Genomic DNA, 16,875 nt, shown 5'->3' on the forward strand with positions numbered 1-16,875 from the left:
TTAGGAGACATATCATGCAAGTTATTGAAGGCAATTTATCCATTTCCAACAAAAAAATCGCCATTGTGGCCGGTCGTTTCAACAGCTTAATCACTAAGCAATTGATTGATGGTGCCGTTGATGCACTTAAACGCCACGGTCTGAATGAAGAGAACATTCAATTGGCATGGGTGCCAGGCGCATTTGAAATTCCATTGATCGCGCAGCAATTTGCGAAAAAAGCGGATGTGGATGCGGTGATCTGTTTAGGTGCTGTGATTCGTGGTTCAACCCCACACTTTGATTTTGTGGCCAATGAAGTGTCAAAAGGCATTGCAAGTGTGAGCTTAGAGAATGCTAAACCGATTGCTTTTGGCGTCTTAACCACAGACAGCATCGAGCAAGCACTCGAACGCGCTGGCACAAAAGCAGGGAATAAAGGTGCAGATGCTGCCATTACGGTGATTGAAATGTTAAACTTAATGGCTGCCATTGATGGCTAATTAATTTTAACAGAGGTAAAGGAAGGGCAAATGACAGGTAAACAAGATCCATTACAAGCATTTGTCCTTTTTTGTGCGCGTAATTTACGGGGTTGGTTGGTGAGCTCGTTGATCATCTGTTTGATGGTGGTTGTGGTGGGCAATGTATGGATTCAATCCGAAATTAAACATCTGCACGCTGAAGACAATGCGGACACATTATTGGTGCTAGGCTATAAAGTGGAAGGTGAGCCCCTTGCCCCCACAAATGCTTTGGCCAATCGTTTAGAAATGGCGCGCCAATATTGGTTGGAATCCCCCGATACACGGATTGTGGTCTCCGGTGGTAAAACTCAGGGGTTGGCCAAAAGCGAAGCAGAAGTGATGCGTGATTATTTGATTCAGCACGGCGTCCGAAGCGATGTGATTGTTATGGAGGAGATCTCAACACGCACCGCGCACCAATTTGTCAATGCCATGCAGTTAATGGATTTAGGCAATGTTGTGGTTGTGACCAATGATTTTCATCTGCCGCGTTCTTTGATGTTAGCAGAGCGCTCAGGGTTGAAGCATGTCTCAGGTTTAGCAGCACCAACGCCCACAGATTCACGTGCCATTTTTACCGCCTATATTCGCGAGCCGTTTGCGCTGTTGAATTCATGGCTGTTTGATCATCCATAATCATGCCGATTTTTCTGATTTTAATCGTTCTTGTAGCAGCTATGATGGCATCGCCATATGTTGCCTTATTTTATTGGATCGCCCCAAGCACCACGGCCGGCATTGTGGGGACATTTGCCTTAGCCAGTGGGCTTTTGCTCATGATTATGGTACTGCTTGGCATCATCATGCATCATCGAAATAACCGTTGATTCATTGCTTGACGGCTTCTGCTTGAATCTGAATGTTTACAGTTTTGCTCATCCCTTTGTCCACAAAAAAGTCCATGCCCCATTGTGTGCGATCAATCTCTGCGCTGAAATCACCGCCACACACTTCCGTTTGCCAAATCGGACTGTGATAACAATTAAAACGTTCCACAGTTAGCGTGACAGGATGCGTCTGCCCAAGCAGCGTTAAATCCCCTGTAATGCGTGTGGGTTGATGGTTTGTCCATTGCCATTGCGTGGATATAAAGCGCATGTCAGGATATTTTGCTTCATCAAATAGATCGCTGTTTTTCAGGTGCTGATCAAACGCATCAGAGCCACTTTTTAAGTTTTGAATGGGTATGATGAGGGAAACACTGCCGATCTCGTTTTGTGGATCATATGTGACATCGCCCGTTAAACCATAAAAGCCGCCATGATTGGTGGAGGTTTGAAAGTGATCAATGTAAAAGCGCGCATTGGTGTGTTCTGGTTCTAATTGATAATGTGCGGCTAAGCTTGGTGTGAGGGATAAGAGTGCGCCGAGTGTGAGCAATGTTTTGGTCATGTTCATTCCTTATGGTTTAGAAAAGCTTATTCTGATAATAGAATAATGTATATGATATTGTTCTAAAAATGAACAAAACAAACCGTTTTCATTTTTAGGAGCACACTATGAAATCATTATGTCAGATCCATCATGCGCCAGCGCCCCATTGGGTGGGCGATGGCTTTTATGTCCGTTCGCTCTTCACTTATCACAATCATGGACGCCATTTAAATCCATTTTTACTGCTTGATCGCGGCGAACCCACTCATTTTGAGCCGGCCACTGTACCGCGTGGCGTGGGTGAGCATCCGCATCGCGGCTTTGAAACTGTGACAATTGTGTATGAAGGGGAAGTGGCGCACCATGATTCTACTGGCAATGGCGGTGTCATCGGTCAAGGCGATGTGCAGTGGATGACGGCAGCATCAGGCATTTTGCATCAAGAGTATCATTCAGATGCGTTCACACAGTCAGGTGGCGTGTTTGATGTGGTGCAGCTGTGGGTGAATTTGCCTGCGCAATATAAAATGAGTGCACCCGGCTATCAATTGTTGACCGAAGAGCATCTTCCGGTGATTCAGCTTGATCAATATGGCAGTTATGCGCGCATCATCGCGGGTGACTATCTTGGCACAAAGGGCGCTGCCCGCACTTTTACGCCTGTGGATGTTTGGGACATCTATTTGAAGGGCAATCATGAGGTGACCATTGCAGCTCATCATGATCGCTATGTGGGGTTGGTGGTGATTAAAGGGCATGTGCGTCTTAATCATGATGCAGAGCTGAATCCATCTGACTTAGCATTATTAGACAAAGCAGGTGATTCGTTTATTTTATCAAGCGATGATGATGCCATTGTGTTGTATTTAAGTGGTGAGCCAATTGATGAACCGATCGCAGGGTACGGTCCTTTTGTCATGAACACGCGTGAAGAAATTATGCAGGCATCACTTGATTACGCACAAGGACGATTTGGTAAGATCGACTAAATTAAAAGATTTTATCGACATTTAGGTTGCTAAAAGATTTATTCTGCTTATAATGCACACAAATTGCAAATCTAACCTCGTTAGGTGAGGCTCCTGTACGGAGACATGCTACTGCCCAGAAACGTCCAAAGACGCCAACGGGTTTGAACAGAAACCATCGAATTAAGGTGGTTTATAACGTAGCTAGCAGTGAAGCATGCTTCACGTCTTATGCCGTACAGTGCTAAAACTCAACGATTTGGGGGGAGAGAGCACCGTATGCGCCTTTGCGTGTATGGTTGCCCGCGTTACGGTTTTTTAAGATCGCATGCGCCTCTATTCGTTAGAGGCGCTTTTTTTATGCGAAATTTTTTGACTGTTTTTCGGGAGGCACCCATGATTAAAACATTGAACCGTGCTCAACATGTCTGGATTCAACTCACAGCGCCAACGCCACAAGAGCTTGAGCGCATCAGCCATGACTTTTTCATTCCTTTTTCCATGCTCAACTTACATCAAAATGGCGCAAAAAGCCGCATGATTGAGCGCCATGCAGAGCTGTTTGCCTTTATGTTGCAATTGCCGATGCGCAGTCGCTTTGATGAGGTGATGCCGTTTACTGTGATGAATGTTTCCGTCATTGTGATGGGCAATGTCGTGATCACCATCAGTGAATGTGAGCATCCGATTTTAACGCAGCTTGAGCAAGCCTTGACAGCGCTCAGCACTGAGGGCAATGCCACGCATCTGTTGCTGCATTTATTTGAACACACCATTGGCCGCTATTTATTGGCCATCGATGAGATCAATCGCACCGTGCTTGAGGTGGAAAATCAGATTGAGAAAGCCATCAGCAATCAGCACATTTTTGATCTACTCAATCACAATAAAAGTTATGGTGCATTCATTCGTGCATTGAAACACAATGGCCGCGTGTTTAAGGATTTAGCTGCCAAGCGCTTATTGCTCAGTGATCATAAAACCGATGCGATGTTGCAAGATGTGATACTTGCAACACTGCAAACCCAGAAAAAAGTGGAGATTTATAACGCGAATCTTCGAAATTTAATGGATGCCTATTCTGCGGCGATTGAGAATAATTTAAGCCTAGCGGTGCAGTATTTAACCATTTTTGTGACGATTGCCGCGATTCCGATGGCGATTGCAGGCATTTATGGCATGAATACGCCTTTACCCTTTCAAGATGAACCTTATGCATTTGTGGCATTAGCTGGCATTGCTGCGGTGGTTACTGCCGTTGTCATGGGCTTTTTTAAAGCCCGCCGTTATTTGTAGGAGAGATTATGTTATCCATTTATCAAACCCATGCGAATGGGCAGTTATTGCCAAGTGAAACCTTAGCGCACAATAGCCTCATTCACTTGGTCAATCCCACAGAAGAAGAGATCAACGTGTTGGTCAATGAACTTCATTTGCCATTGGATTTTTTTCATAGCGTGCTTGATCGTCATGAGCGCCCACGCATTGAGCGGGACGACAATGGCACTTTGATCATTTTAAATGTACCTGTAACGGCTGCGAATGCTGAAGATTTAACGGCGCCGCCTTATCATACGGTGCCCCTTGGCATCATTCATGGGCGAGATCATCTCATCATTGTGAGCCGCGAGCCATTAACCGTGGTGGATGAAGTGTTAACGGGGCAATATGGCGATTTTTATAGCCACATGAAAACGCGCATTTCATTGTTATTGTTTAAAGCGGTGTCTGAATCGTATGAAGATCATTTGGCATTGATCAATGCACAAGTGAGTCAGTTGCAAAAGAAACTCAGAGCCTCGTATAAAAATACCGAGTTGTTTGCCCTGATTAATCTCAATAAAAGTTTGGTGTTTTTCTCAACGGCGTTGAGTGCAATGACCATTTTGTATCAGCGCCTGACCCTCGGCGATACATTTAAAATTCATGAGGATGAAAAGCAGCGCTTAGAGTCAATTTTGGTGGATTTAGAGCAATCGGCCGAGGTGATTGAAATGCGCCGCGAGAGTTTAAGTAACTTGATGGATGCATATGCCACCATCATTCACAATAACTTAAACGCTGTTTTAAAAATGCTGACGACGCTTGCGATCGTGATGATCATTCCCACCATGATTGGCAGCATTTTCTCTATGAACGTCACATTGCCAGGGGAAGAAGATCCTGTATCTACCGTCATCATTGCCTCTAGCATGGTATTGATCAGTGTGATGCTGCTCATTGTCTTTTATCGAAAAAAATATTTACGCATGTAAGGGGACATCATGACATTTATGAACCATTTTTCCTTGGTGGCGCCGACCATCGCAGAGCAACACGAGATGACAGAACGTTTTAATTTACCTGCGTATTTTATGCATGAAGCGACTGACATCAATGCACGTCCTAAGCTTGAGCAAGAGGGCGGACATCAATTGTTGGTGATTCATTTGCCTTATGTGGATCAACAGGTGACAGACAGCTCAATGGATGTGAAATATCGCACGCTGCCTTTTAGCATGATTCTTACGGGGGATACGTTAATCACTGTGTGCAGTGAAAAGACGGCTTTGAGCTTTGATCATCGCACCCATACCGCCAATATTTTGGGTATTTTGCATCAAACAGCAGTGGATTACATTCAATTGACGCAGCAAATTGAGGCGGAGATCACAGCGGCGGAAGATGAATTGTCGCGCTCTTATCGCAATCCCGAGTTGTATCGCTTGTTGTATCTCAATGAGAGTTTGCTCTACATGGCAACGGCACTCAAACAGATGCGTTGTATGATGCGTAAATTGGAAAAGGGATTGTGGTTGTTGCACAAAGAGGATCATGCCATTTTTATGGATGCTTCGGTTGAATTAGATCAAGCCTATACCATTACGGAAATCAATCAGCTCAATGCCAATAACGTGATGGATGCATATGGCAACATCATCCAAAATAACGTGAGTCATGTGGTGAAGCTTTTAACAGCCGTGACGATTGTTTTATCCATTCCGACCCTGATTGCAAGCATCTATGGCATGAATGTGCCACTGCCTTTTCAAGAGGCAGACAATGCATTTTATGTGTTGATTGCCGTGATGGTGCTCATCAGTCTTGGTGTCGCCGGATTATTCTGGCGTAAACATTACTTCTAAGGCAGTGATCCGTTATAATGAAAGCATCCGCATTGATGTGATTGTTAGGAGAAACGTATGAAAAAATTATTATGCCTAAGCAGTTTAATGTTCGCGTTGTCAGTTGCCCACGCACAAGAGAGCTCTTTTACAGAGGACTTTTCTAAACTCACGGATGATGTGTCAAAGTCTGTGAAAAAAGGGTGGGACAAATCAAAAGATGCCCTCAGTGACTTCTCAGATGATGCCAAAGTGCAGTTAGATAAAGCCGGCGAATCCATCAAAAGCAGTTTTGATGATTTTAAGAATAGTTATGCTGTGACAGATGCCGCGACATTACAAAAATATTTAGTGGTGGAAATTCCTGCGGTTTCCCTTGAAGATGAACACTTGACGGTGACAGTGCTCTTAAAAAATAATCAAGATAAACCGGTGAAGTTTAAAGATCTGAAAAACAAAGTCGATGTGATTGTGTTAGACCAAGACAGCATTGCCTACTTTGCCACCGAGGCTTCTTTACAGCACAACAATAAAATCATTGTGCCCGCAAAAGCTGCCGTGAAGGTGACCTGGCAGTTTGACAATGTCGCCACAACACCGGTGACGCTGCGTTTGATGAATGCTGATTATCCTTTACCAAAAATCAGCAGCGGTTTCTCTTTAAAAAGTTTAGGCTTATGAATCAAATCCCCAAGCATGCTTGGGGATTTTTTTGATGGGGGCACGTATGAAAACACAGTTACCAAAAGAGGTTGAAGAACAGTTAGAAGCCATCGAAAAAGATGGTGAATTATTGCCATCAGAAGCGGCCGTGCTGCATGAAACGGTGCGCTATGAGGGCATTCGTGTTTTAGAGCGCGATGGTTATGCATTGCTGCTCTCGGCATTTGCAGCAGGCTTTGCGATGGGGGCAGGGTTCATTGCCAAATCCGTCATTGCCATGCACATTGAGGATCCGAATTTAAGCTTTTTACTCAGTGGTTTTGGGTACACATTAGGCTATGTGATCATCATTTTATCGAATCAAATGCTTTTTACAGAAAACACGCTGACGGCAGTGTTGCCCTTTATGAGCCATCCTTCAAAGCGCACGTTGTATCGGATCATGCGCTTATGGGTGATTGTCTTATGTGGCAACTTATTGGGCGTTGTGGCGTTTACGCTGTCATTGATTTATCTGCCGGATTTCTCTGTGGATGTGCGTGCTCATTTGCCGGCGCTTGGGCACCACATTATGGAGAACAGTCCATATCAAATGCTGGTCAAAGGTGTGTTTGCCGGTTGGTTGATGGCGGCGTTGGTGTGGATGTTACCAAACCTTGGGGACAATAAGATTTGGGGGATCATTTTCATCACCTACATCATTGCCCTTGGGGAATTTACTCACATCATTGCCGGTTCAAGCGAGGTGTTATATTTAGTGTTTACGGGGCATGAACATTGGAGTCACTATTTTTATCCCTTTGCCATTCCAACTTTGATTGGCAATATCTTTGGGGGTACGATTCTGTTTGGCTTGATCTGTCATGGTGAGATCAGAAGTGACATGCCAAACAATCGCTTCTAATAAAAAAACCTCGGGTGACCGAGGTTTTTCATTCAATGATGATTACTGCATCAGTGCTTTGCTGGCATCTTCAATCATCACTTTAGTGGATTTCAATCCGCCACCTGATAAATACCAAACGTTTGGATCTAAATAGATGATTTTGCCATTTTTAAAGGCTTTGGTGTTTTTCACTAAATCGTTTTCCACCGTTTGTTTTGCTGTGGTGCCACCTTCGTTGATGACGGCAGTGCGATCGACAACAAAGATGTAATCCGGATCTAAGTTCATCACATATTCAAAAGAAACGCTTTGACCATGACGAGAGACTTCAATGGTTTCATCAGCAGGTTTAAAGCCTAACACATCATGAATGAAGCCAAAGCGAGAACCTGGGCCATAAGCGCTGATTTTGCCATCGTTCGCTAAAATGATGAGGGCTTTTTCTGGCATGTTTTCCGTTTTCGCCTTCACTTTTGCGATCTCTTGATTGAGTTCAGCCAATTGTGCTTTCGCCACATCTTCTTTACCAAAGAGTTTGCCCAATGTGGTGGCATTTTCGGTTAAAGATGCCATGTAGTTTTGATCATCCACATTATAGTTAATGGTCGGCGCGATCTCTGCAAATTGCTCATAAAGCGGCGCTTGACGAATGGCGATGATCATAAAATCAGGTTTTGCCGCGTGAATGGCTTCAAAATCTGGCTCTTTTAATGCGCCAAAGTCTAAATATTTTGGATCTTTATATTCGCTCAAGTAAGCAGGAATGTTGGCTTTTGGAATGCCTAACACATTAACGCCAAGGGCTTCTAATGTGTCTAATGAGCCAAAGTCAAACACCACAGTGCGCTGAGGATTCATGGGCACCACAGTTTCACCAGATAGATGTTTGATGGTCATGGTTTTAGCAGCTTCTGGTGCTTTCTCAGCAGACGCAGCCGGTGCATTCGTTGTGGTTTCTGTTTGAGTTTCGATGACAACGGTTTCTGTTTTAGGTTGTTCGTTACCACAAGCGGCAAGCATTAAGGCAAACGCGGAAGCTAACGCAGCTTTTTTATATGACTTCATTCATAACTCCTTACAAAGCTAGTTTTAAGTAAAATAGACGCAAATGCGTTGATCGTTGATTAACTGTATCGGAATTTCCATGTCATAAATGTCTTTAAGGACATGGGAATCGATGATTCTCCCTGTTTCTCCCTCATGCACGAGTGCGCCGTTTTTGAGGGCTATAATGTGATCGGAATAACACGATGCGAAGTTGATGTCATGAATGACCACCACAATCGTTTTATTCTTCTCGCGCACTAATTTTTGTAGCACCTGCATGATCTCCACAGAGTGCTTCATGTCTAAGTTGTTTAAGGGTTCATCTAAAAAGATGATGTCCGTATTTTGTGCCACCACCATCGCGATGAAAGCGCATTGGCGCTGTCCGCCACTGAGTTCCGCGATGTGTTTATCCTGTAAATGGGCAAGCCCCATGTATTCAATGGCTTGATCAATATAATGCTGATCCTCTGCCGTTAAGCGCCCTTTGCTGTAGGGAAAGCGCCCAAATGCCACCAATTCACGCACTGTAATGCGAAGGTTGATGTGGTTGGCTTGCTTTAAAATGGAGATCTTTTGTGCCAATTGATCGGGCTGCCATGTATGGATTTCGCGGCCATCGATGTAGATTTCGCCTTGATCCGGCTTAAATAAGCGGCTCATCATGCCAAGCAATGTACTTTTACCGGCACCATTTGGGCCAATGAGGGAGGTGACTTTGCCTTCAGGAATCGTGATGGAGACATTGTCCACCACTTTGCGTTGCCCAAAGGATTTAGAAACATTATTGACCACTACCATTTTTGATTCTCCCGCAGTAATAAATACATGAAGTAAAGGCCGCCGATGAAGTTGATGATCACACTTAAAGTGGTGGAGAAGGTGAAAAAGCGTTCCACCAAAAGCTGGCCAAAGGCTAGGGCACAGATGCTCACAAGCACTGAACCGATCAAGAGGATTGAATGTTGATAGGTTTTAAAAATCTCATAGGTGAGGTTTGCCACCAATAATCCCAAAAATGTGATGGGACCAATGAGCGCGGTGGAAACCGCCGTGAGGATTGCCACCACAATTAAGCTAGTACGCACAACTTTTGCATAATCAATGCCAAGATTCACGGCTTGATCACGCCCAAGGCTCAATACATCAAGGTATTTGATGATGGGGAAATAACCTGCCATCACCACGCCAATGATGCCCACAGACCACCACAACAGTTTGACTTGAACGTTGTTAAAGCTTGCAAACATCTTGTCTTGCACGATCAAAAATTCATTGGGATCAATCAGCACTTGCATGAAGGTGGATAAGCTTTGGAACAGCGCACCTAAAATGATGCCCACCAATAATAAAAAGTAGACAGATTTACCGTTTTTCAGCATCACTCTAAAGAGTAAAACAGCAAAGCCCACTAAAATGGCAATGGAGATGAAAAAGAGCCATTGATTGCCAAGGAGCGTGTAGTTTTTACTGCCCAGTAAAAAGATGAGCAGGGTTTGCACCAAAAGATAGAGCCAATCGAGCCCAATGATGCTTGGGGTCAGAATTCGATTGTGGGTTACTGTTTGGAAAATCACAGTAGAGATGGCAATCGCGCTGCCAGCAACCACCATTGCCGCGATTTTAAAACCACGTTTAGGCAGTGAATAGCTCCAGTTAGCCCCGAGCTTATAAAAAAGGAAGAGCAGAATGCTCAGCAGCGTCAGACCGAGCAGAATGAATATTTTGGTGCGATGACTCATGTGTTTGCAGCCTTTTTAAAGAGTAGCCAGACAAATAGGGTGCTGCCCAAAATACCAATGGTGACGCTGATGGGAATCTCGTATGGATGAATGATGATGCGCCCGACAATGTCACACACAAGCACAATGATGGCGCCCACAAGCGCGGTGTAGGGCAGTGTGATGCGCACATTGTCACCTTTATAGAGCGACACAATGTTTGGCACGATGAGCCCAATGAAGGGAATCATGCCCACGGTGAGAATCACGCAGGCAGTGATCATCGCCACAATCGCCAATCCAATGTTCACCACTTGATGGTATTTGAGCCCTAAATTTTTGGCAAAATCTTCCCCTAAGCCTGCGATGGCAAATTGATTGGCATAAAGATACGCCACAATCATCAAGGGAATGGAAACATACATGAGTTCATAACGCCCACTCATCACCATGGAAAAATCGCCAAGCAGCCATGAGGAGATGTTTTGAATGAGGTCATATTTATAGGCGATGAAAGTTGAGATCGAGCTGATGATCCCGCCAAACATTAAGCCCACTAAGGGGACAAACACCGCATCCTTATAGCGGATGTGGTTTAAAATTTTCATGAAAATAAAGGTGCCCGCTAAGGAAAAGGCAAAAGCAAGGAGCATTTTGACAATCGGGCTTGAGCTTGCAAAGAGCAGAAGTGCCACTAAAATCCCTAATTTTGCGGATTCTAACGTGCCTGCGGTGGTTGGAGAAACAAAGGCATTTTGACTCAGCTTTTGCATGATCAAACCGGCAATGCTTAGGCTTGCCCCCGCAATTAAAATGGTCACCAAGCGCGGCACGCGGCTCACAAAAATGGTCTGCAATTGAATCTCTGTGAGGTTAAGTGTGAGAACATCACGCACAGAGATGTTCAAGACACCCACAAATAGTGAGATCACAGAGAGGATGATTAAAATGAGAAAAAGATGACGTTTTCTCATGGTTAGTAATAGCCCTTCATAAATGCAATTAATGCTCGAATGATAATGATTGTATTTTACATGATATTTAACCTTTTCATAGTAAGGGCAGGAAAAATGGTGGGATTACATGTATAATGTTTGTTCAATTTTTTGTGCAGATTTCATCAATTAATTGAATTAATTGGCATTATAAGGATTTTAAATCTGCGCACTGTTTAGGCAACTGATGTAGAATGTTCGCCACTTTTATGAAAGATTAATCTATGGAAAATAAAGAGACATTCGCGCCGTGGGCCATTGGCGTGTTTTTATTGGCAGTGCTGACGGTGCAATCTGGCGCTGTGTTGGCCAAAAAATTATTTGAATTGGTGGGGCCAGAAGGTGCAACCTCCATGCGTTTAGGCTTTGCAGCTTTGATGCTTTTGGTGGTGTTTCGTCCTTGGCGCATCAATTTTAGAAAAGGCAATTTAAAACACTTTTTAGTCTATGGCGTGGCGTTGGGTGCCATGAACTTCTTTTTCTATCGTGCCTTAAAAGAGATTCCGATCGGCATTGCCGTTGCCATTGAATTTGTGGGACCTTTGTCTGTTGCACTGATTTACTCGCGCCGTCCGATAGATTTTATCTGGATTTTATTGGCAGTCATTGGTTTATTATTGCTCTTACCGATTGGTCAAGAGGTGCACAATGTGAATTTTAAAGGTGTGATTTATGCATTGATCGCAGGTTTTTGGTGGGCGGTTTATATTATTTATGGCCGCAAAGTGGGTAAAGCGTATGGCATTCCGATTGTATCGGCCGGGATGATTGTGGGCGCGTTGATTTTTGCGCCGATTGGCATCATCACAGAAGGTGCGAATTTACTCAATCCCACCATTTTAGGCTTAGGATTATTGGTGGCGCTGTTATCCTCTGCCATTCCCTTTGCATTAGAACTCATCGCGATGACGCACATTCCTGCAAAAACTTATGGCACCCTCAGCAGTATGGAGCCTGCCGTTGGCGCAATTTTTGGCATTGTCTTTTTAAGTGAGTATCTATTGCCCATTCAATGGATTGCCCTCAGTGCCATCATTTGTGCATCGCTTGGGGCGACTTTAACTGCGCGCGGAAAATAGTCAATATGACTTGACCAAAGGGTAGTGCGACGCTAACATATCTATGTGTTCCACTACCAAATTTTTTATGCCTGTCATATATCATATAGATAACACCTCACATTTCTTAACATCTCATTTTTTACTGCTACTTTATTAGCGTCTCTATCTACTCAGCGTTGTCAATTTTTTAATTACACATTTTAGATAGAGGAATTCTTATGAACAATAAAGCTTGGTTTTATGTCGGGCTCACAAGCGTTTTTGAGCTGATTTGGCTTTATGGATTTAATCGCGCGGATGCACCGTGGGAATGGGCACTGGTTGTGCTATTTATTTTCATGGATCTCAACTTTTTGGCCAAAGCGTGCCAATATTTAGCCGCCGGAACCGTGTATGCTGTGTTTGCTGCAGTCGGCACCATCGGTACCATTTTAATGGACACCTTCTTATTAGAACAAACCATCTCCACCGCTATGATGGTGTGCATGGGACTCATTTTGCTCGGCGTGCTTGGCTTGAATTTATCTGATCCTTCAGCAGATGAAGAGGAGGAAAATCATGGCTAATTACGGCACTTGGATCGGCTGGGGTTTGGTGACTTTAGCCGTGGCTGCAGAGATGGTGGGTATTTTTGGCTTAAGCTTATACACTCGCAAAAAAAATCTCATCAATCGTTTATTGTATTTTGGGGGTTTAGCGGCATCATTTGTGGCGCTCTATTACTCGTTTCATTATTTGCCGGTGAGCATTGCTTACACGGTATTGACAGGGATCGGGACGGCTGCGGCTGTTGTGATCAATATCATGTTTTTTAATGAATCTAAAGACATTAAACGCATCATCAGTTTAGCTTTCATCATCGCAGGGGTCTGCGGTTTGAAATTCTTAAGCTGATGCATAACCTCGGGCAACCGGGGTTTTTTTATGGCCTCAGTTTGTGCCATAATCAAGGCTCAATCAATAAGGAGAGATCATGGTTAAGCACATTGTGTTGGTTCGTTTTAAAAAAGAGACATCTCAAGCGGCGATTCGTGCCATTTTTGAAAAAATCCGTGCCTTAGAGTCTGTATTGCCCACCATGCAATCATTTGATTATGGTTTATACAATGGGGCAGAAGCGCGTTATAAAGGTTTTGATTATGCGTTTTATATGACATTTAACAATGCTCAAGAACGTGATGAATATTTAGTACACCCTGAGCATGTGAAAGTTGGGACAGAACTTCGCAGCATGTTAGATCATCAAGGCAGTGAGTCATTTTTTGCCTTTGATTATGATACGGATCTGTTGTAACCATTGACGCATTAAAAAAGCCATCCTATTGATGGCTTTTTTATTGGTTGATTTCGTTAGCCTGCCGATGGGGAGAAGTAAATGGCAGAACCTGGGCCCACAGGAATACCAAACACAAACACCCAAATACAGAACACAACGATCCATGCAGTTAAAAACACCACCGAATATGGCACCATCATGGCTAAAATTGTGCCAATGCCGGCATCTTTCTTATATTTAATCGCGAGCGCGACAATGAAACCAAAGTAGCTCATCATCGGCGTGATGATGTTCGTGGCAGAATCCCCAATGCGATAGGCCGCTTGAATGGTTTCAGGCGCATAACCTGCCAGCATCAACATTGGCACAAAGATTGGTGCTGTCACCGCCCATTGTGCGGAGGCAGAGCTCATCATTAAATTGATGAAACCACAGATCAAAATAAAGCAGATGAATAGCACCATACTATTGATTTCAATGCTTGTGATGAAGTTTGCTCCATGCACCACGATGATTTGCCCAAGATTCGTCCAGTTAAAGAAAGCGATGAATTGCGCGGCAAAAAATACGATCACCAAATAGAGCCCAAGGGTGCTCATTGAGCCACTCATGGCATTGACGATGTCGCGATCATTCTTAAAGCTTTTCACAATAAAGCCATACACAATGCCGGGGATGGCAAAGAAGAAGAAAATGAAGATCACGATGGATTGGAAGAACGGTGAGTTTGCAATCGCGCCAGTGGTTTGATTACGTAAAATACCATCTGCAGGCACCACCATTAATGCTACGATGATGGCTAAAATCACAAAAGTAATCCCTGCCCAGAAGAGCCCTTTTTTCTCGATGGGCGTCACTTCAGCCGATGAGGCAATCATGTTCTCTTCATCGCTCATGTCTGAGTGATTGTAAGGACCTAATTGTGGCTCAACGATTTTTTCTGTCACAAACCAACCTAAAAAAGTCACCACAAAGGTACTGAATGCCATGAAATACCAGTTCGCTTCAGCACCCACAATATAGGTAGGATCAATGATGCGCGCCGCTTCTTGCGTGATGCCTGAGAGCAAAGGATCGACTGTGCCAAGTAATAAGTTGGCAGAATAACCGCCCGATACGCCGGCAAATGCAGCGGCTAAACCTGCCAATGGATTGCGGCCAAGCGAATGGAAAATAACAGCGGCTAAGGGAATTAAAACAACGTAACCCAATTCACCTGCGGTATTTGACATCACGCCTGCAAAAACAATGGCGGCGGTGGTTAATTTAGGTGGGGCTTTTAAGACGATTAAACGCATGGCAGAGGAGAATAAGCCAGCGCGATCGGCAATCCCGACACCCAGCATTGCAACCAATACAGTGCCAAGAGGCGCAAAGCTTGTGAAGTTTGTGACGACATTTGAGAGAATCTTACGGATGCCATCGGCATCGAGTAAGTTTACGGCACGAATGATGCCATCAGGCGCGCGGCCTTTTGCACCTTCAGGGCGCGGATCCGCAACGCTCAGCCCAAAGTAATCACCAATGGCTGATGCCACTAAAAGCATGGTAATGAGAATGGCAAAGAGCACCACAGGGTGGGGCAGTGCATTGCCGAGCCACTCAAGGGTATTGAGCAGTCGATTCTTTTTAGCTTTCATTTCCATAACATCCTATCCTTATTTCTACATCATCGAATCCACACACATTTTGTTAATGGATTGAAATTCATTGATTTGGGTCATTATCTTTACGATTTGATCCGCAACGATATCAAAAGATTTTATATTTTTGTAGTGTTTATGTAACTTTGTATTCTTTTTAATCAAATAAAAAGTTGGACAAAATCTCTATAGTTATGTGGTTTTTAGTAGAAAATATCAGGGTTTTAAAGGAAATATCGAATCAATATATTTCTCATATTATGAGAAATTATTTTTATGGTTCATTTAGGTGGTATTGTAGCGATAAGGATTATGATGGGCAAAATAAATCCCGATCAAGTCGGGATTTATCGTCATCTTTTAAAAAGATTCACTATTTTTTTTTAAGATTATCTAAAAAATCTTTGACGCGGTCAATGAAGCCTTTTTCTTGTGGATTGTGTTTTTCCCCAAGGGTTTCGCCAAATTGTTTGAGAATCTCTTTTTGTTCTGTGGTTAATTTCACAGGTGTTTCAATGTTCACGGTGCAGAGCAAATCGCCTTGATATTCACCGCGGATAGAACGCACACCTTTACCACGTAAACGGAACACACGGCCGGTTTGTGTTTCTGCCGGAATCTTAAGATTCACGCGGCCATCAAGCGTTGGTACTTCAATCTCGCCACCTAAAGATGCCGTCACAAAGCTGATCGGGACTGTGCAGTGAAGGTTTTGACCTTCGCGCTTAAAGATTGGGTGTGGACGCACATTGATTTGTACGTATAAATCCCCATTTGGCCCGCCATTAACGCCTGCTTCGCCTTTACCTTCTAAGCGAATGTTATTGCCGGTATCAACGCCTGCTGGAATTTTAACTTCCAAAGTTTGCGTTTTGTATTCACTGCCAGAGCCGTTACATTTTTTACATGGATTTTTAATGATTTTACCGCGGCCATGACACGTTGGGCAGGGCTGCTGAACTGAGAAAAATCCTTGTGACATGCGCACTTGACCCGCACCATGACAGGTGTCACAAGTTGTGATGCTTGTGCCAGGCTCTGCACCTGTGCCATCACAATGATCACATGTGCTGCGGATGTTGGTTTTGATGCGGGCATTGGTACCAAACACCGCTTCTTCTAAAGAGATGTCTAATTGATACGCCACATCCTCGCCACGATACGCGCGCGGACCTGAACTTCTACGGCCGCCACCGCTGCTACCAAAGATGTCGCCAAACATATCACCAAAGATGTCGCTAAAGTCAGCATTGCCACCTTGACCGCCAAACCCTCCAAAGCCGCCACCAAAACCACCGGCGCCGCCTTGGCCATTGACAGCATCATGACCATATTGATCATACATGCGGCGTTTTTCTTCATTCGATAAGACTTCATAAGCGGCTTGCACATCTTTAAATTGCTTTTCCGCTTCTTCTTCTTTCCCGATGTTTTTGTCAGGATGATACTTGCTCGCCATGCGACGATAGGCTTTTTTGATCTCATCTTGAGAGGCCGTTTTTGCGACGCCTAACACTTCATAATAATCGCGTTGTGCCATAATGTTTTAACTTCCTTGTGCTCAGAAACTCATCATTTTTCAATAATGAATCATTACGGAAAAATCAGGGGTTTCAGTGGTTTAAATAGCG

The 16,875-nt window shown here is 44.0% G+C and carries 20 protein-coding genes and 1 riboswitch; of the genes, 13 read left to right on the plus strand and 7 right to left on the minus strand.

Annotated features, from left to right (window positions below; genetic code table 11):
• The first annotated feature begins 14 nt into the window (after positions 1 to 14).
• Genes ribH through B9T10_RS06595 form a run of 3 tightly spaced genes read left to right on the plus strand, consistent with a single transcriptional unit; the run spans position 15 to position 1,333 of the window.
• A complete protein-coding gene (gene ribH, locus B9T10_RS06585) occupies positions 15 to 482 on the plus strand; it encodes a 6,7-dimethyl-8-ribityllumazine synthase (RefSeq protein WP_008315819.1) in 468 nt (155 codons plus the stop codon).
• A 30-nt stretch (positions 483 to 512) separates the two neighbouring features.
• On the plus strand, positions 513 to 1,142 hold the full coding sequence (locus B9T10_RS06590) for a YdcF family protein (protein WP_008315817.1): 630 nt from the start codon (positions 513 to 515) through the stop codon (positions 1,140 to 1,142).
• 41 nt (positions 1,143 to 1,183) lie between these two features.
• Positions 1,184 to 1,333 (plus strand): hypothetical protein, encoded by a 150-nt coding sequence (locus B9T10_RS06595; protein ID WP_246534806.1) that lies wholly within the window; start codon positions 1,184 to 1,186, stop codon positions 1,331 to 1,333.
• Between the two features lies 1 nt (position 1,334).
• Here B9T10_RS06595 and B9T10_RS06600 read toward each other — a convergent pair whose 3' ends face one another.
• Positions 1,335 to 1,898 carry a YceI family protein gene (locus tag B9T10_RS06600; protein WP_094538118.1) on the minus strand — a complete coding sequence of 188 codons (564 nt, stop codon included), beginning with the start codon at positions 1,896 to 1,898 and terminating at the stop codon, positions 1,335 to 1,337.
• 107 nt (positions 1,899 to 2,005) lie between these two features.
• Between B9T10_RS06600 and B9T10_RS06605 the strand changes: the two genes are divergently transcribed.
• The 6 genes from B9T10_RS06605 (at position 2,006) to B9T10_RS06630 (ending at position 7,519) form a co-directional block, all read left to right on the plus strand.
• Positions 2,006 to 2,869 (plus strand): pirin family protein, encoded by an 864-nt coding sequence (locus B9T10_RS06605; protein WP_094538119.1) that lies wholly within the window; start codon positions 2,006 to 2,008, stop codon positions 2,867 to 2,869.
• A gap of 69 nt (positions 2,870 to 2,938) precedes the next feature.
• Positions 2,939 to 3,119, plus strand: a riboswitch (M-box (ykoK) riboswitch).
• Positions 3,120 to 3,244: 125 nt separating this feature from the next.
• A complete protein-coding gene (locus B9T10_RS06610) occupies positions 3,245 to 4,144 on the plus strand; it encodes a magnesium transporter CorA family protein (RefSeq protein ID WP_094538120.1) in 900 nt (299 codons plus the stop codon).
• An 8-nt stretch (positions 4,145 to 4,152) separates the two neighbouring features.
• Complete coding sequence (locus tag B9T10_RS06615; RefSeq protein ID WP_094538121.1) at positions 4,153 to 5,103, plus strand: magnesium transporter CorA family protein; 951 nt, start codon at positions 4,153 to 4,155, stop codon at positions 5,101 to 5,103.
• A gap of 9 nt (positions 5,104 to 5,112) precedes the next feature.
• On the plus strand, positions 5,113 to 5,973 hold the full coding sequence (locus B9T10_RS06620; protein WP_094538122.1) for a magnesium transporter CorA family protein: 861 nt from the start codon (positions 5,113 to 5,115) through the stop codon (positions 5,971 to 5,973).
• A 57-nt stretch (positions 5,974 to 6,030) separates the two neighbouring features.
• Positions 6,031 to 6,633, plus strand: coding sequence for a hypothetical protein (locus B9T10_RS06625; protein ID WP_008315809.1), 603 nt, complete (start codon positions 6,031 to 6,033; stop codon positions 6,631 to 6,633).
• Positions 6,634 to 6,679: 46 nt separating this feature from the next.
• Positions 6,680 to 7,519, plus strand: coding sequence for a formate/nitrite transporter family protein (locus B9T10_RS06630; protein WP_246782173.1), 840 nt, complete (start codon positions 6,680 to 6,682; stop codon positions 7,517 to 7,519).
• A gap of 42 nt (positions 7,520 to 7,561) precedes the next feature.
• On the opposite strand, the gene B9T10_RS06635 is transcribed toward B9T10_RS06630, so the two are convergent.
• The 4 genes from B9T10_RS06635 to B9T10_RS06650 are packed head-to-tail and all read right to left on the minus strand — an operon-like array spanning position 7,562 to position 11,243.
• Positions 7,562 to 8,566, minus strand: coding sequence for a siderophore ABC transporter substrate-binding protein (locus B9T10_RS06635; RefSeq protein ID WP_063455592.1), 1,005 nt, complete (start codon positions 8,564 to 8,566; stop codon positions 7,562 to 7,564).
• A 24-nt stretch (positions 8,567 to 8,590) separates the two neighbouring features.
• Positions 8,591 to 9,349, minus strand: a complete 759-nt coding sequence (locus B9T10_RS06640; protein WP_008315805.1) for an iron ABC transporter ATP-binding protein — start codon at positions 9,347 to 9,349, stop codon at positions 8,591 to 8,593.
• Positions 9,343 to 10,290, minus strand: a complete 948-nt coding sequence (locus B9T10_RS06645; protein WP_094491600.1) for an iron chelate uptake ABC transporter family permease subunit — start codon at positions 10,288 to 10,290, stop codon at positions 9,343 to 9,345. Before B9T10_RS06645 ends, B9T10_RS06640 begins: the two co-directional genes overlap by 7 nt.
• A complete protein-coding gene (locus B9T10_RS06650; protein WP_018122565.1) occupies positions 10,287 to 11,243 on the minus strand; it encodes an ABC transporter permease in 957 nt (318 codons plus the stop codon). Before B9T10_RS06650 ends, B9T10_RS06645 begins: the two co-directional genes overlap by 4 nt.
• A gap of 245 nt (positions 11,244 to 11,488) precedes the next feature.
• Here B9T10_RS06650 and B9T10_RS06655 point away from each other — a divergent pair, with 245 nt between their 5' ends.
• The 4 genes from B9T10_RS06655 to B9T10_RS06670 all read left to right on the plus strand — a co-directional run bounded on the left by B9T10_RS06655 (position 11,489) and on the right by B9T10_RS06670 (position 13,619).
• Entirely contained in the window at positions 11,489 to 12,343 is an 855-nt protein-coding gene (locus B9T10_RS06655) for an EamA family transporter (RefSeq protein WP_063504166.1), read from the plus strand.
• A 200-nt stretch (positions 12,344 to 12,543) separates the two neighbouring features.
• Positions 12,544 to 12,891, plus strand: a complete 348-nt coding sequence (locus tag B9T10_RS06660) for a DMT family transporter (protein WP_063455593.1) — start codon at positions 12,544 to 12,546, stop codon at positions 12,889 to 12,891.
• Complete coding sequence (locus B9T10_RS06665; protein WP_008315798.1) at positions 12,884 to 13,219, plus strand: DMT family transporter; 336 nt, start codon at positions 12,884 to 12,886, stop codon at positions 13,217 to 13,219. Before B9T10_RS06660 ends, B9T10_RS06665 begins: the two co-directional genes overlap by 8 nt.
• 79 nt (positions 13,220 to 13,298) lie before the next feature.
• Positions 13,299 to 13,619: a Dabb family protein gene (locus tag B9T10_RS06670; protein ID WP_063455595.1), complete on the plus strand. Its 321-nt coding sequence runs from the start codon at positions 13,299 to 13,301 to the stop codon at positions 13,617 to 13,619.
• 56 nt (positions 13,620 to 13,675) lie between these two features.
• Here the strand turns inward: B9T10_RS06670 and B9T10_RS06675 are convergent, their stop codons facing one another.
• Together B9T10_RS06675 and dnaJ are read right to left on the minus strand one after the other, a co-directional pair.
• On the minus strand, positions 13,676 to 15,241 hold the full coding sequence (locus tag B9T10_RS06675) for an AbgT family transporter (protein ID WP_172635341.1): 1,566 nt from the start codon (positions 15,239 to 15,241) through the stop codon (positions 13,676 to 13,678).
• A 376-nt stretch (positions 15,242 to 15,617) separates the two neighbouring features.
• Entirely contained in the window at positions 15,618 to 16,784 is a 1,167-nt protein-coding gene (gene dnaJ, locus B9T10_RS06680) for a molecular chaperone DnaJ (RefSeq protein ID WP_008315794.1), read from the minus strand.
• Positions 16,785 to 16,875: the final 91 nt, after the last annotated feature.

Source organism: Wohlfahrtiimonas chitiniclastica, assembly GCF_002252325.1.
Classification (GTDB): Bacteria; Pseudomonadota; Gammaproteobacteria; order Cardiobacteriales; family Wohlfahrtiimonadaceae; genus Wohlfahrtiimonas; species Wohlfahrtiimonas chitiniclastica.

Excerpts from the sequence above, each read along its gene's own strand:
- B9T10_RS06595 (WP_246534806.1), top strand. The coding sequence starts at position 1,184 with ATGATGGCATCGCCATATGTTGCCTTATTTTATTGGATCGCCCCAAGC.
- B9T10_RS06650 (WP_018122565.1), bottom strand. The coding sequence starts at position 11,243 with ATGAGAAAACGTCATCTTTTTCTCATTTTAATCATCCTCTCTGTGATC.
- ribH (WP_008315819.1), top strand. The coding sequence starts at position 15 with ATGCAAGTTATTGAAGGCAATTTATCCATTTCCAACAAAAAAATCGCC.
- B9T10_RS06600 (WP_094538118.1), bottom strand. The coding sequence starts at position 1,898 with ATGACCAAAACATTGCTCACACTCGGCGCACTCTTATCCCTCACACCA.
- B9T10_RS06655 (WP_063504166.1), top strand. The coding sequence starts at position 11,489 with ATGGAAAATAAAGAGACATTCGCGCCGTGGGCCATTGGCGTGTTTTTA.
- B9T10_RS06670 (WP_063455595.1), top strand. The coding sequence starts at position 13,299 with ATGGTTAAGCACATTGTGTTGGTTCGTTTTAAAAAAGAGACATCTCAA.
- B9T10_RS06615 (WP_094538121.1), top strand. The coding sequence starts at position 4,153 with ATGTTATCCATTTATCAAACCCATGCGAATGGGCAGTTATTGCCAAGT.
- B9T10_RS06605 (WP_094538119.1), top strand. The coding sequence starts at position 2,006 with ATGAAATCATTATGTCAGATCCATCATGCGCCAGCGCCCCATTGGGTG.
- B9T10_RS06610 (WP_094538120.1), top strand. The coding sequence starts at position 3,245 with ATGATTAAAACATTGAACCGTGCTCAACATGTCTGGATTCAACTCACA.
- B9T10_RS06620 (WP_094538122.1), top strand. The coding sequence starts at position 5,113 with ATGACATTTATGAACCATTTTTCCTTGGTGGCGCCGACCATCGCAGAG.
- B9T10_RS06675 (WP_172635341.1), bottom strand. The coding sequence starts at position 15,241 with ATGAAAGCTAAAAAGAATCGACTGCTCAATACCCTTGAGTGGCTCGGC.
- B9T10_RS06645 (WP_094491600.1), bottom strand. The coding sequence starts at position 10,290 with ATGAGTCATCGCACCAAAATATTCATTCTGCTCGGTCTGACGCTGCTG.
- B9T10_RS06625 (WP_008315809.1), top strand. The coding sequence starts at position 6,031 with ATGAAAAAATTATTATGCCTAAGCAGTTTAATGTTCGCGTTGTCAGTT.
- B9T10_RS06665 (WP_008315798.1), top strand. The coding sequence starts at position 12,884 with ATGGCTAATTACGGCACTTGGATCGGCTGGGGTTTGGTGACTTTAGCC.
- B9T10_RS06630 (WP_246782173.1), top strand. The coding sequence starts at position 6,680 with ATGAAAACACAGTTACCAAAAGAGGTTGAAGAACAGTTAGAAGCCATC.
- B9T10_RS06660 (WP_063455593.1), top strand. The coding sequence starts at position 12,544 with ATGAACAATAAAGCTTGGTTTTATGTCGGGCTCACAAGCGTTTTTGAG.
- B9T10_RS06635 (WP_063455592.1), bottom strand. The coding sequence starts at position 8,566 with ATGAAGTCATATAAAAAAGCTGCGTTAGCTTCCGCGTTTGCCTTAATG.
- B9T10_RS06590 (WP_008315817.1), top strand. The coding sequence starts at position 513 with ATGACAGGTAAACAAGATCCATTACAAGCATTTGTCCTTTTTTGTGCG.
- dnaJ (WP_008315794.1), bottom strand. The coding sequence starts at position 16,784 with ATGGCACAACGCGATTATTATGAAGTGTTAGGCGTCGCAAAAACGGCC.
- B9T10_RS06640 (WP_008315805.1), bottom strand. The coding sequence starts at position 9,349 with ATGGTAGTGGTCAATAATGTTTCTAAATCCTTTGGGCAACGCAAAGTG.